This window comes from Acidobacteriota bacterium (genome assembly GCA_016716435.1).
GTDB lineage: Bacteria > Acidobacteriota > Blastocatellia > Pyrinomonadales > Pyrinomonadaceae > OLB17.
This window is the reverse complement of the sequence record JADJWI010000008.1, coordinates 578,442-592,123: the sequence shown is the minus strand read 5'-3', so window position 1 is coordinate 592,123 and position 13,682 is coordinate 578,442. Positions and strand designations below refer to the sequence as shown.

Annotated in this window: 10 protein-coding genes; 5 read left to right on the top strand and 5 right to left on the bottom strand. The window is 56.2% G+C overall.

Annotated elements, in window-relative coordinates; all coding sequences use genetic code 11:
* Positions 1 to 7: 7 nt before the first annotated feature.
* A complete protein-coding gene (locus IPM21_14650; GenBank protein ID MBK9165120.1) occupies positions 8 to 1,693 on the bottom strand; it encodes a lysine--tRNA ligase in 1,686 nt (561 codons plus the stop codon).
* Between the two features lie 127 nt (positions 1,694 to 1,820).
* On the opposite strand from IPM21_14650, the gene IPM21_14645 reads away from it, so the two are divergent.
* The 4 genes from IPM21_14645 to IPM21_14630 all read left to right on the top strand — a co-directional run bounded on the left by IPM21_14645 (position 1,821) and on the right by IPM21_14630 (position 7,880).
* On the top strand, positions 1,821 to 2,720 hold the full coding sequence (locus IPM21_14645; GenBank protein MBK9165119.1) for a mechanosensitive ion channel: 900 nt from the start codon (positions 1,821 to 1,823) through the stop codon (positions 2,718 to 2,720).
* Between the two features lie 114 nt (positions 2,721 to 2,834).
* A complete protein-coding gene (gene mfd, locus IPM21_14640) occupies positions 2,835 to 6,323 on the top strand; it encodes a transcription-repair coupling factor (GenBank protein ID MBK9165118.1) in 3,489 nt (1,162 codons plus the stop codon).
* 166 nt (positions 6,324 to 6,489) lie between these two features.
* The gene (locus IPM21_14635; GenBank protein ID MBK9165117.1) at positions 6,490 to 7,545 is read left to right on the top strand and encodes a peptidylprolyl isomerase; all 1,056 of its coding nucleotides are present in this window, start codon (positions 6,490 to 6,492) and stop codon (positions 7,543 to 7,545) included.
* 59 nt (positions 7,546 to 7,604) lie between these two features.
* Positions 7,605 to 7,880: an RNA-binding S4 domain-containing protein gene (locus IPM21_14630; protein MBK9165116.1), complete on the top strand. Its 276-nt coding sequence runs from the start codon at positions 7,605 to 7,607 to the stop codon at positions 7,878 to 7,880.
* Here the strand turns inward: IPM21_14630 and IPM21_14625 are convergent.
* From IPM21_14625 to IPM21_14610, 4 genes are all read right to left on the bottom strand, one after another.
* On the bottom strand, positions 7,872 to 8,330 hold the full coding sequence (locus tag IPM21_14625; protein ID MBK9165115.1) for a hypothetical protein: 459 nt from the start codon (positions 8,328 to 8,330) through the stop codon (positions 7,872 to 7,874). The two genes, IPM21_14630 and IPM21_14625, sit on opposite strands and share 9 nt — an antisense overlap.
* A 73-nt stretch (positions 8,331 to 8,403) precedes the next feature.
* The gene (gene dusB / locus IPM21_14620) at positions 8,404 to 9,480 is read right to left on the bottom strand and encodes a tRNA dihydrouridine synthase DusB (protein MBK9165114.1); all 1,077 of its coding nucleotides are present in this window, start codon (positions 9,478 to 9,480) and stop codon (positions 8,404 to 8,406) included.
* A gap of 133 nt (positions 9,481 to 9,613) precedes the next feature.
* Positions 9,614 to 10,261, bottom strand: a complete 648-nt coding sequence (locus IPM21_14615) for a hypothetical protein (protein ID MBK9165113.1) — start codon at positions 10,259 to 10,261, stop codon at positions 9,614 to 9,616.
* A 20-nt stretch (positions 10,262 to 10,281) separates the two neighbouring features.
* Positions 10,282 to 10,506 (bottom strand): hypothetical protein, encoded by a 225-nt coding sequence (locus tag IPM21_14610; protein MBK9165112.1) that lies wholly within the window; start codon positions 10,504 to 10,506, stop codon positions 10,282 to 10,284.
* 283 nt (positions 10,507 to 10,789) lie between these two features.
* On the opposite strand from IPM21_14610, the gene IPM21_14605 reads away from it, so the two are divergent.
* A complete protein-coding gene (locus tag IPM21_14605; protein MBK9165111.1) occupies positions 10,790 to 13,678 on the top strand; it encodes a TonB-dependent receptor in 2,889 nt (962 codons plus the stop codon).
* The last annotated feature ends 4 nt before the right edge of the window (positions 13,679 to 13,682 follow it).

Sequence of the window (13,682 nt, the reverse complement as noted above, 5' to 3'; positions counted from 1 at the left end):
AACGATCTTACTCTGTGCTCTCTGTGCTCTCTGTGCTCTCTGTGCTCTCTGTGCTCTCTGTGTCCTCTGTGGCTGATCTTCGCTCCGGGCGCATGTGGGGGAAGATGATGACGTCGCGGATGGAGTGTTTGTTGGTGAGGAGCATGGAAAGGCGGTCGATGCCGATGCCGATGCCCGCGGCGGGCGGCATTCCGTAGGAGAGTGCACGGATGTAATCTTCGTCGAGCACCATCGCCTCTTCGTCACCGCTTTCGCGGGCCTTCATCTGGTCGGCAAAGCGGTCGTATTGCTCCTGCGGATCGTTCAGCTCCGAAAAGCCGTTTGCGACCTCCATCCCGTTGATAAACAGCTCGAACCGCTCCGCGATCTGCGGGTTCTCCGGCGAAGCTTTTGAAAGCGGTGAAATGGATTTCGGAAAATCGATAATGAACGTCGGCTGAGTGAGCGTGTGTTCAACATCGTTCTCGAATTGTTCGAGCAAGGCCGCATCTGAGAGCCCAGTCGCTTCCGCTCCGGGTTCTGACACGGCCTCTGCCATCGAGAGCCGCCGGAAGTTGCTGAAGTCGATCGTCTTTCCTTCGTATTCGATCACCAACCCGCCGGTCGCCTTTTTCACAGACTCCCGCAGCAGTTCCTCGCAGAAGTCCATCATGCCGTTGACGTCCATGTAAGCACAGTAGAATTCGAGCATCGTGAATTCGGGATTGTGCTTGTACGAGATGCCTTCGTTGCGGAAGTTGCGGTTGAGTTCGTAAACCTTTTCAAAGCCGCCGACGACGAGCCGCTTTAGATAGAGCTCTGGTGCGATGCGGGCATAAAGGTCGATGTCGAGCGCGTTGTGATGCGTTACGAAAGGCTTTGCCGCGGCCCCGGTCGCCTTTGGCGTCAGCATCGGCGTTTCGACCTCGATATAGCCATGGTCTTCGAGGTATCGGCGGATCGAGGAGATGAGCTTGGCTCTTCTTTCAAAAACTTCTCTGGTGGTAAGTTCCTGGCCGCCCGCTGACGCAGGCGGTTCCGACTTAACCTGCAAACTTGAAGCGATCAGGTCGGCGTATCGCTGCCGCTGGCGGATCTCGGGGTCGGCAATGCCGTGCATCTTGTCCGGCATCGGGAGCATTGCCTTGGCGAGGAATTGGAGCTTCTCTACATGCACCGAAAGCTCGCCGGTGTTGGTAATAAAAAGATAGCCTTCGACGCCGATGAAATCGCCGTGATCAAGGTAGCCGAAAACCGCCCACGCCTTGCCTTCTTCCTGGATCGCTTCGCCGGTCGCGTTGCTGATGGCGACGGCGTCCTGCTTGCGAAGGTAAACCTGCAGCCGCGAGATGCCGTCCGAAAGATGCACGAACGCGGCCTTGCCCATCACCCGCGGCGGGACGGCCATCCTGCCCGCGATGCGAACATTGCCAAGCGCCTTTAACCGCTCATTTAGAGCATCCTTTTTTTCAGCCGGCGGCCGTTCTCCCTCGCCAAGCGAGGCGACGACCGCGTGCATTTCTGCGTTTATCTCCGCGATCGGCGGATGCGCGAGAAGGCGTTTTATCGTGTCCTCGTCGCCGGACAGCCGGCTCCGGGCAAACTTATTTGGGTAAGGGTTGCCGACCAGCTCCCTAAGTTTCTCAAGGTGCTCGCGTCGTGCCGCAGTCTGGTCGTTCTGTTCAATTATTTCGTCAAATGAGGTTATGTTCATTGCTTTCAAACTTGCGTAAACCCTTAATATAAACCACCGCCGATCAATAACAAACGAAAACCATCCGCGGCAGGCGGAAAGCTCGAAATTTGGCGTCATCGGCCCGCTGGTCTAAACTGTTAAATAGATGCAGCAAGTACTTGCCGATAAGCTTGATCCGATCTCCCGGTTCCTGAACTACAACCTGTTTGCTATCGGCAATTCTCAGATCACGCCGCTCAGCATTGTTTATATACTCGCGTTCACGCTGCTTCTTATCTATCTTTCCTCAAAGCTCCGCAGCGTGTTGATCGACCGCGTGCTTACGCGGACGCGGCTCGATATGGGTGCCCGCGAGGCCATCGGGACCATTGTCCGCTACATCGCCTTCGTCATCGGTTTCCTGGTGCTCCTGCAAACGATCGGTATCGACCTGACGACGCTTAACGTGCTCGCGGGTGCCATTGGTATCGGTGTCGGTTTTGGCCTGCAGAATGTTGCAAATAATTTCATCAGCGGACTGATCATCCTTTTCGAGCGGCCGATCAAGGTCGGCGACCGCATCGAGGTCGATGACGTCCACGGCGAGGTCACGCACATCGGAGCCCGCAGCACGACCATCCGGACGAACGACAACATCGCGATCATCGTCCCGAATAGCAAATTTATCTCTGAGAACGTTATCAACTGGAGCCTCGAGGGCGGCTCCATTCGGTTCAAGGTTCCGGTTGGTGTTGCATACGACTCGGACCTTGAGCTGGTCGAGCGGCTGTTGGTCGAGGCTGCGAATGAGAATGAGGACGTGATGGCCAGCCCGCCGCCCTCGGTCAGGCTTCTTGAATTCGGCGACAACTCGCTCAACTTCGAGCTTCGCGCATGGAGCAGTGCACGGCTCCATCGCCCCGGCCTTTTCCTTAGCAACCTTAATTTTGCGATAATCAAGAAGTTCCGCGAACACGGTGTTGAAGTGCCCTTCCCGCAACGGGAGGTCAATATCCGTGGTGGCGTTGAAGTGAAAGAAAAAGCTCACGCCGCAGAAGGATCGTAGGTCGCCTGAAAAACCGAATGGTTTAAGGTGCCTGATCAGACAGCGTATTAAATTGTGACCGGACACAGGGGGAGCGAGTTCCCTTTTCCGGTCAGGAGTGCGCGCGTTTCTGGAATGAGTAAGAAAGATCGGGAAACTTTTGAAGGCCTTGTTGACGCGATCCGCGGCGGCACAAATGCCGTTTGCCTCTCGGGGCTGACGTCGATCCCGGCAAAGGCTTATTTCGCCGCCCAATTGCGAAAGGCCATCGGGCGTCCGGTGGTGATAGTTACGCCCGAGACGCGCGACCTCGAGACGTGGAATGCAAATCTCGCCTTCTTTGCGGACCAATTTGGCGGAACCAACGATAGCATCGTGGTCTTCCCGGCCTTTGAGACCGACCCATATTCCGGTGCCTCGCCGCATCCGGACACCGAACGGCTGCGGGCAGAAACGCTCTGGCGGCTTGCGTCTGAAACACCCGACATTCTCGTCACATCCGCGACCGCTTTAGCCGCACGTATCGTCTCGCCGGCCGAGGTCGCCGAGTCCGGATGCAAGCTCCAACTCGGGAGCGAATATCCGCCGGAAAAATTGACGCACAGGCTCGTCGCTGCTGGATACGTTCGCGAAGATCCGGTGACGTCGGTCGGGCAATATTCCATTCGCGGCGGCATTATCGATATTTGGCCGCCGGACCGCGATCTTCCCGTTCGCCTCGATTTCTTCGGCGATGAGGTCGATTCGATCCGGAGCTTCGACCCCGCGACTCAGCTCTCGACCGGAAAACTCAACGCCGTAGATCTCGCCCCGATGCGTGAACTCGCCGCCGAGCCGGACGACATGCGGCTCTGGGCCGCCGAGGCCGAGGAGCGTTTCACTTCGCCTGAGCTTGCCCGCGGCCTTAGCGACCGGCTCGCATTTGCCGAGCACGGCGAGACGTTCTCAGGCTGGGAATTTCTTTTTCCCCTGATCCGCCCGCTCCGCTCGAGCATTCTCGACCACCTCGATAAACACATTCTGCTCATCGATGAACCCGTCTTTGCCGAAGCTGCGATCGAAGAGCTCTACGCAAACACCGCCCGGCATTTTGCCGAGTCGGCCGCTTCCGGCCAGATCGGGCTTCGTCCGGACGAGCTTTTCTTTGATCCCGAACATCTCCGCGAGCTTGTCGGACGCAGTCCGCGGCTTGAGATGCGGGCACTCGGGCTCGCTGCCGCCGCAACCGACGAGAACCATTCGCTGCCTCAATCAAGTGATGCCGCGGCCCCGCTTTTTCTTTTTCCTCCAGCGGCTGTCAAAGCCGAGGCGGCTCTCCACGCTCCGCCGGCCCGCCAATTCAATGGCGATATCAAGGCATTCGTTGAAGAGCTAAAGCAGCGTCGCTCGGCATCAATGGTGGCGGCGACACACGGCATGGCCGAGAGGATCGAGGAGATCCTTCGCGAATACAGCATTGACGCTCCCGCGGGAACGGTCCGCATCGGCAGCCTTACCGGCGGGTTTTCGGTTGCGGAAGAAGGCATCGACCTGATCACCGAGGCTGAGATCTTTGGCAACACCATCCGCCCGCAGCCTTCGGTTCGCTCGAGCGGTACGGGCGGCAAGCGTCGCGTCGGCGCGTTCATTTCGGATTTTCGCGATCTCAAACAAGGCGACTACGTTGTTCACATCGACCATGGCATCGGCCGGTTCGAAGGGCTGCAGACCATTACCTCACCGGCGGGCGAACGCGAGTTCATGCTGCTCGTTTACGCTGAAGATACGAAGCTTTTTGTTCCGGTCGAACGGCTCGATCTGGTCTCGCGGTATGCCTCCGGCGAATCGGTCTCGCCGACGCTCGACAAGCTCGGTGGGATCGGCTGGCAAAAGACAAAGGCCAAGGCAAAGCGGGCGATGCGCGACATGGCCGATGAGCTTCTCAAGCTATATGCCGAACGCAAGCTCGTCACGGGCTACGCATTTTCGCCCGATGCTCCGTGGCAGCATGAATTTGAGGATGCCTTTCCATACGAGCTGACGCCGGACCAGGCGAAGGCGATCGCGGACGTCAAAGAAGATATGCAATCGCCGCGGCCGATGGACCGGCTGATAGTCGGCGATGTTGGATACGGCAAGACCGAGGTGGCCATGCGTGCGGCATTCAAGGCCGTGATGGACGGCAAACAGGTCGCGATCCTCGCACCGACGACCATCCTTGCTTATCAGCATTTTGAGTCATTCACCAAGCGGTTTGCGGCGTTTCCGGTCAAGACCGAATTGCTCTCGCGGTTTCGGTCGAAGGCGGAGCAAGCTGACGTCGTCGCCGAGGCTGAAAAGGGCGAGGTCGATGTTTTGATCGGCACGCATCGGATTCTTTCAAACGACGTCAAGCTCCCGAAGCTCGGGCTCGTCGTCGTCGATGAGGAACAGCGGTTCGGCGTCGGCCACAAGGAAAAGCTCAAGCAGCTCCGCAAGAAGGTTGATGTCCTGACCTTATCCGCAACGCCGATCCCGCGGACGCTGAATATGTCTCTGATGGGCATCCGCGACATGTCCATCATCGAAACGCCGCCGCGTGACCGGCTCGCGATCAATACGCAGGTCGTGCAGTTTGGCGAGAGCGTCATCCGTTCGGCGATCGAGCTCGAGATGGCACGCAAAGGCCAGGTCTTTTTCATCCACAACCGCGTCGAGACGATCGATTCGATCGGTGCCCTGATCCAGAAGATCGTCCCCGCGGCCCGTATCGCCATTGGCCACGGAAAGATGAACGAGAAGCAGATGGAGCAGGTGATGCTCGATTTCGTAGATTTTAAATACGACGTGCTTGTCGCGACGACCATTATCGAAAACGGCATCGACATCCCGCGGGCGAACACCATTTTGATGAACCGGGCGGACAATTACGGGCTCTCGCAGCTCTATCAGCTCCGCGGCCGAGTCGGGCGATCGGACCGGCGTGCTTATGCTTACCTTCTGATACCTAGCGAGCTTGAACTGACGCCGATCGCACGCCGGCGGCTTGCCGCGATCCGAGAGTTCTCCGACCTCGGTGCGGGCTTTCGCATCGCAGCTCTCGACCTTGAGCTGCGCGGTGCAGGAAACTTGCTCGGCGGGCAGCAGTCAGGCCATCTCGACGCACTCGGTTTCGATCTTTATACGCGTATGCTCGAGCGGACCGTCGCCGAACTCCGCGGCGAGGAGGTCGAAGACGAGACGCCCGTCAACATCAATCTCGGCATCGATCTCGCCATCCCGCACGAATATATTTCTGAAACGTCGCAGCGGCTTCGTACTTATAAGCGGATATCGGCCGCCGCCTCTGGCGAGGATATTTCGCAGATCAGAAATGAGATCGAGGACCGTTACGGCCGCCTGCCGGACCCGGTCGAGTCGCTGCTCGCGTTCACTTCGCTTAGGCGTTTGGCCGAATCGATGCGTGTAGTTTCGATCGACCGCGTTGCCGAAGGGGCAGCAGTTAAGCTCAGCCAGAATGCAAAGGTGAACCCCGATGCACTTATGTCGATGGTCGAAAACGGCGAGGATGTAAGCTTTTCGCCTTCCGGGATCCTGCGTTTTCCGCTCAATGGGCTCGAGCCGGTTTCGGTCGTTCGCCACGTCCTTGAGTCGATACGCGGTTAAAGGCTTGCCCGGCGGCGGAAAAACTCGCGGGAAAATGGTATTATTTTGAGCTATGGCGGGCTTTTTCTGATATCGAGTCTTTCACGGCGACAAACCCGAAGGGCGGTTGCGGCATCAAAACTCGACAGCAGCCAAAAAAGTCCAGGTTCGAACAATGAAAACAATAATGAATCGATATCTTTCCGCATTTGTTGCAGCATTTATGGTGTTCGCGGCCGCCGGCACGGCTCTCGCTCAGGAGACCGAGGAACGCGTGGTCGATGAGGTCATTGCCCAGGTCAATGAAGGCGTAATCACTCTCTCGAGGGTTAAGCAGGAGATAAAGTCACTGGTAGATGCGGGCGTCGAACAGGGCAAAACGCGTGAGGTGGCCGAACAGGAACTCGCTGGAAAAAAGGGCGAACTCATCGCCGGGCTGATAAATGAGGAGCTTATTCTCCAACGCGGCAAGGAACTGAATATTGACCGTGAGGTGGAGCAATCGGTGAACCAGCGTTTTCTTCAGATCATGGAGCAGAACAAGCTGAAAACGCTTGACGCACTGTACGCCGAAATGCGGCGCAACGGAGTCAATCCGGACGACATCCGCGAACTGTGGCGGCGGCAGGTGACCCGTGAACTGGTGATCCAACAGGATGTTCAACGCAAGGTCTACTGGGAAACGACGCCGCGCGAACTGCAGGAGTATTTCAACAAGAATAAAGAGCGGTTCACCAAGCCGGAAACCGTTACGCTCAGCGAGATCTTTCTTGGGTTTGCCGGCCGCTCGGAAGGTGCAGTTCGTCAAAGGGCGACCGATATAGTTCAGCAGCTTCGCGGCGGTGCGGATTTCCTTAAGACGGTCGGCGAGACCTCTGACCGGCCAAATGCTGCGGCGAGCGGCGGAAAGCTTGAGGAATACCGGTTAGCGGACCTTGACGCGAAGTTTGCGAAAGCGATCGAGGGCAAAAAGGTCGGCGAATATACAGACCCGATCGAGATCGATCAGATCGGCGTTGTGATCCTCCGGGTCGATGCCCGTTCAGCGGCCAGCAATGAAAGCCGTTTCGATGAGAATGCGGTGCGCATGGCGATCCTTCAAGAAAAGCTTCCCGAGGCCAACAAGAAATTTTACGCCAAGCTTCGCGAGGACGCATACATTAAGATCAACGATCAGTACCGGCCCGAAGTTGCTCCGATACTTTATGCCGAAGAGCGGACCACAACACGTTCGGACAACTAGTAACTAGTTCGATCTTATTTCGATCACGGCGTCCGAAATGGGCGCCGTCTTTTTTTGATATGCGGCTCGATCTATATCTAAAAGCCAGCCGATTGGTGATCCGCCGGCCATTGGTCCGAGAGCTCTGCGAGGCCGGAAAGATCTTGGTGAACGATTCACCCGGAAAGCCGGGGAAGGACGTTCACACCGGCGACCGGATAAAGCTTATCCGGGCCGGTACGATTGTGGAGGTCGAGATCACTGCGGTCCCGACGACCAAGCAGGTCTCGAAAACGGATGCGACCGGGCTTTATCGGACGATATCTGAGGAGCCGTTCGAACGCGACCTACTTTAGTATCGACGCAATCGCGTTTGAATATATTTCGACCTTTCGCTGCGCTCGTTTCACATCCGGATGTTCTTCCTTGTAGGACTTAAGCAGGACCCACAGATCGGTCGAAAATTCAGATCGCTTGACGAGCAACCTCCCCAGGGCAAGAGTTAGCTTCCCGGTTTGGTCCGCAGGTGTTCTGCGGAGTTTTTCTATTTCCGCGTTGAGCAAACCGACCTCATGCCGCAGATTGACGACACGCGGAAATTCATCGGTATATTCAAGTATCAGGCCTTCGAGTTCGGCCTCAAGCTCGACCTTTCTCAAGAGAACTTCAGCGAATGCCGGTGTCCCTGAAACATCGGCTTCCGCAACCGCCACAGCGGGCGTCCGCGATGGCCGCTGAGCAAACGAAGGCGGCGTCAGCAAAAAGCCGAACGCCGCCAGAAGAAATACCAAGATCACGAGCCTCATCAATAGCAAACCTCTCAAATAGTTTAGTCACGTTGAACGAATTCGTTTCGAGGCCTGAGCAAGCGGGAAAGTGCTACACAGTAACGGCCTCCGAGCGTGGTTCGCTTGAAAAGGCCTCACAGGATGTGATCTCAATATCACTGTCTTTGACGTAAGAATCGCCAAAAAGGCTTCTTTCTTCGATGCTTTCAAAGTAAGTGGAGATATTATCGAGTATCTCCTGCTCTGAATGGGAATGGTAAAGCGTCTGCCGAAAGGCTGCTCCGCCCGGCAGGCCTTTTGTGAATTGCCCGGCAAGCTGCTTCATTTTACCGAGAGCGACTATCTCCGGCATTTCACCGAGGCACATTTCAAAGAACTCCAGCAAAACGGCCTTCTTCTCGGCGAGGTCCGGCTGATATGCCTCTCGGCCCGCTAGCACATCTGCAAATTGCCGAAAGATCCACGGGTTCTGCATCGCACCGCGGCCGATCAGGATGCCGTTGACGCCAGATTCTCGCCACTTCTCCATCCCGTATTCAATGGACGTAATGTCGCCATTGCCCGAGACCGGTATCGAGACCGCTTCTTTGACCTGGCGTATCAGGTCCCAGTTCGCGAGGCCTTTATAGCCCTGCTCGCGGGTGCGGCCATGTACCTGGATATGCTCAACGCCGCACTGCTCGGCCATTTTCGCGATATCCACAACGTTAATCGTCGAATCGGTATAGCCGGTTCGCAGCTTCAAGGTCAGTGGAATCGAGATCGCACCTTTGATCGCTTTGAGTATCTCCTCAAGCCGATCCGGTTCACGAAGCAGGCCGGAGCCGCCGCCATTCTTCACGACCTTTGGAGCCGGGCAGCCGCAGTTTACGTCCAAAATGTCCGCCCCGACCTCTTCGGCCATCTCCGCTCCCATCGCCATCCGTTCGGCCCGGCCGCCGAAGATCTGAACAGCATAGGGCCGCTCTTCCTCATCAAACCTCATCTGCCGCTTCGATTTCGGATTTCCGCGGGTCAGCCCCTCGACCGAGATGAACTCCGAGACAACCAGCCCAACGCCGCCGCGACGCTTGATGAGCCGTCGGAATACGTAGTCCGTCACACCCGCCATCGGTGAAAGGATAAGCGGCGGGTCAATCGCGATGTCTCTGACGTAAAAAGGCTTCATCGGAAATAAGGGCGTTGCGGCCTAAACCTCTAATATATCGAATCTGGCCCGGCTTTTCACCTTTCATTTTACCGGAAAAGAAAAAGCCGGCCCGAACTTGCGGCCGGCATTCTTATGGAAGCAACTTAGAAAGTCATCGAAGCACCGTTCGAGTTCGGGCACTCGATATCATATTATGCCAATCGGCATCGACGCTGTTCCTGTAAAGTCGGATCTCAAATACCTGAGAGATCCTCTCGCTTCCGCCAATGTCGTTAATGCGTTCGCGATATACAGCTACAACGTTGAACGACACGGAATTTGGATTATGCCAAACGAAATTCGGCTCCTCGGAAAGCCCAATGGATTCGACCTTTCCGATAACGCTGTTGTACCGGGCACTGCCCATGAACTTCGAAAGCCCAAACTTTTCGATCAATGCGTCAACATCCGCAGCGGTCGGGTTTGGAATGCCCTCGAACTCATTGGACGAAATGAACGTCCGCCAAAATGTATAACGCCCACCGACGATGTCATATGAAGCCGAGCCTCTGACAATTACGTTCACTTTCGGGTCGTCAGTCTTAACTTTAGCCGTAAAACCGCGCGACCAAACGTACTTTTTGAATCCCGAACTCCATTCTCTTTTGCCCGGTCCGCCGAGCGTTACAGAGATCGTTTTCGGCCCAGAAACATCCCGCTTTATCTGCGCATCGGTGGGTTGGGCATTTGCCTCGGCCGAAAACAAGGCAAACGCGAATAGAATCGCCAAAACACTAAAAACAGGTCTAACTAAACTCACTTTTTCCTCCTTGATCTTGTTTACTGTTGTTTCTTCTTTTTCCCGATGATCAGCATTACGATGCCTATCACCAGGATAAAGAACGAGACGACGAGGACCAGAACCCCCGGGATGATCCCGAGCGCCGCCTCCTCCCAATTCACGCGTCCACTCGTAAACTCGGGCAGCAGTGCCGAGACCACTGCAACGCCGAACCCAAGCAAGACACCAAGCACACCGAGGACGATGACAACTTTCGCGAACATATCGAGTTTCCTCCAGATATAGAGTTCGAACGGCTTTACTTGAACTGCGAGGCCGTCAGGACATTCGATTAAGCCGATGTTTTCGGCGGAATATTTCAGACGTTCGAATACACTAGAAATTTAACATCGCGCCGATTGTTTCCTCAACCTTAGAGGCATATAATCGCTCAGTTTACAAACTTGTTAACGGCCGCCGGCCCCAAAGAATGCTGGCGAAGATATCAATACGATCGATCCGACCGGGCGGCTTTCCTGCAACCCGGCCGCTTCGCGAGGACAACAAATGATCACATTCAAACGAACCCTTTCGATTATTTTTCTCGCGGCCTGCCTCACCACTACGGCCTTTTCACAATCACAAGCCACGACGGGAACGATACAGGGGACCGTCGTTGACCCCAACGGTGCCGCGGTCCCGGGCGCCGCTATAACCTTTAGGAATTCCGCGACCGGATTCGAAAGGTCGGTCAGTTCGAACTCGGACGGATTTTTCACCGCTCCGCTCCTCCCTCTCGGACGCTACCAGGTCACGACCAGTGCAAGCGGTTTCGGCCGGTTCATACTTGAGAATGTCGATGTAAATATCGGCCAGACTTTGAACCTTCGCGTCGAGCTCAAGGTCGGACAGACCGAGGAAACTGTGGACGTGTCGGCCGAGTCCGATAGCGTCGAGATCGCCCGAACCGAGCTTTCGACCCAGCTAAATCAGCGCTCGGTCGAGAACCTTCCGATCAACCGTCGCGATTTCTCGCGGTTCGCTTTGCTGACGCCGGGCGTTTCTATAGTTCAGGGCCCGGACGGCGACGAGATCACGATCAATGGCCAGAAAGGCATACAGAATAACGTCTCGATCGACGGCTCGGACGCAAACAACCCCTTCTTTGGCGAGCAGCGTGGCGGCCAGCGGCCGGCGTTCACGATCAGCCTTGAATCGGTCAAGGAATTTCAAGTTGTTCCGGTCGGAGCCTCGGCCGAATTCGGAAGAAGTTCGGGCGGATTCATCAACGTTGTAACAAAGTCAGGTACTAATGAATTTTCCGGTGCGGCGTTCCTCTTCTTCCGCAACCAGAATCTCTCGAGCCAGAATCCGGACGCTGTAGATGCCGGGCTGCCGGTCGAGGATTTCACGAACTACCAGTTCGGCGGCAATATAGGCGGCCCGATCAAGCGCGATAAGGCGTTCTTCTTTTTCGCTTACGAACGAAACGATGGCGAGAGCAGCAAGCCGAATTTCATCGACCCGGTGCTGGTCGACATATTTGCAACGCGGTTCAATTCACCGGGCGAACAGGGCATCATCAATCGCTCGAATGACGCAGACGTTCTTCTTGGCAAGGTTGATATCAACGTAAATAGCAAGAATTTGCTGACCCTTCGCCACAACTACAGCCGGGCCGAGCAAGTCAACGGCACCTTCGACGTGCCGACCTGGGGAACTTCGGCAAACGGACGCGAGACGAACAACTCGAATTCGTTCATCGCACAGCTCGTGACGACCATCAGCCCGACGCTGCTCAACGAGTTCCGCTTTCAGTGGGCAAAGGAAGAGCGGCCGCGATTCTACGATGGGCCGGACCTGCCGGACACGACCATCGGCACGTTCGACGGTTCGATCTCATACCGCTTTGGGCGACCGTTCTTCCTTCCGGTCCCTTCGGACGACGTTCGGCTCCAGTTCACGGACAACGTCACGGTCGTCCGCGGAAACCACGCTGTCAAGTTCGGCTTTGACCTGAACCGAACTCGTGTCTCGCAGACCTTTATCGGATTTGCACGCGGCCGTTACATCTTTGCGGCTCCGACGATCGAGGATGCGATCGACGGATTTGTGGACTATATAGACGGTATCAGCCCGGCAGCTCTTCAGCTTTATCTGCAGTTTGCCCCGATTGGCAACCGAACGGTCGAGGAGGCAGGAACGCAGGCATACACGAACATCGAGCCAGGCCTTTACGTCCAGGACAATTGGCAGTTAAGGCGAAACCTGACGCTCAATCTTGGGTTCCGCTGGGAGGCTCAGTTCCAGCCGGATCCGATAAACAATGTGTCCGACACCCGCTTCGGGCAGTTCGTCAACGACCCTCGCTTCCCATCCGATGGCTCGATCCCGGACTTTACCGATGGCTTTGCCCCGAGAGTCGCTCTCGCCTGGTCGCCTGGAGATGATGGAAAGACGGCGATCCGGCTCGGTGCGGGAATCTACTATGCGCGCGTTCCGGGATTGGTTGTTGCAGGGCCGCGAAACACGGACGGTGCGATAGCAGGAAACATCTTCTTCGCGAACTTCCTGTGCACAGGCGGAGCATCGGCCCCGACCGGCGGCCTAAATGGCTGTCCGGTATATCCAGGGATCGTCCCAACCGCGGGGTTCACTCCTTTCAACCCTGGTGTCGCGGTCTTTGAGCGCAATTTCAAGAACCCGCGGACGGTGCAATACAGTGCCAGTATCGAGCGCGAGGTCTATGCGAACACTTCGATCCTTGTTGCATATAACCTCGCAAAATCGACCCGGCTGACGCGGTTCGTCAATCGCAACGACCCACGTTTGTATAGCGGCGTCGCAATCTTCGAACGGCCCGACGGCTCCGGCGTCGGCGAGATACGCTCGACTGAAAGTTCGGCAAAATCCCTTTATCAGGGTGTGACCTTTACATTCAACAAGCGGTTCTCGAACAGATGGCAGTTCCAGGCGAACTACCTTCTTTCGTTCGATAAGTCTGACGACGATAACGAACGCGACCCGTTCACGTTCCGCTATGCGGACCCGCGTGACCTTGGGCCGGAATATAATTGGTCCGACCGCGACCAGCGGCACAGGTTCAATGCCTTCGCTACGTTCCTGCTGCCGTATGAGATCAACCTCTCACCGATCGTTCAGTATCGCTCCGCGCAGCCGACATCGGTCGTTGACCGCGGAACGTTCCCGAACATAATCAAGCGGAACACTCTCAGACTCGAGAACGAATTCTTTACGTTCGATATCCGCGCGTCGAAGGCATTCAAGTTTGGTGAACGTTTCGAGCTTGAAGGCATATTCGAAGCCTTCAATCTTTTCAACAACCGCAACCAGCGGAGCCTCCCGCGGCCGCTGACGTTCAACTTTGACGGAACTGTCACGGCCGGCTTCGGCGAACCGCGGCAGGTCCAGCTCGGTGCTCGGTTCAAGTTCTAACTAA

Excerpts from the sequence above, each read along its gene's own strand:
- IPM21_14635 (MBK9165117.1), top strand. The coding sequence starts at position 6,490 with ATGAATCGATATCTTTCCGCATTTGTTGCAGCATTTATGGTGTTCGCG.
- IPM21_14630 (MBK9165116.1), top strand. The coding sequence starts at position 7,605 with ATGCGGCTCGATCTATATCTAAAAGCCAGCCGATTGGTGATCCGCCGG.
- mfd (MBK9165118.1), top strand. The coding sequence starts at position 2,835 with ATGAGTAAGAAAGATCGGGAAACTTTTGAAGGCCTTGTTGACGCGATC.
- IPM21_14650 (MBK9165120.1), bottom strand. The coding sequence starts at position 1,693 with ATGAACATAACCTCATTTGACGAAATAATTGAACAGAACGACCAGACT.
- IPM21_14645 (MBK9165119.1), top strand. The coding sequence starts at position 1,821 with ATGCAGCAAGTACTTGCCGATAAGCTTGATCCGATCTCCCGGTTCCTG.
- IPM21_14610 (MBK9165112.1), bottom strand. The coding sequence starts at position 10,506 with ATGTTCGCGAAAGTTGTCATCGTCCTCGGTGTGCTTGGTGTCTTGCTT.
- IPM21_14625 (MBK9165115.1), bottom strand. The coding sequence starts at position 8,330 with ATGAGGCTCGTGATCTTGGTATTTCTTCTGGCGGCGTTCGGCTTTTTG.
- dusB (MBK9165114.1), bottom strand. The coding sequence starts at position 9,480 with ATGAAGCCTTTTTACGTCAGAGACATCGCGATTGACCCGCCGCTTATC.
- IPM21_14605 (MBK9165111.1), top strand. The coding sequence starts at position 10,790 with ATGATCACATTCAAACGAACCCTTTCGATTATTTTTCTCGCGGCCTGC.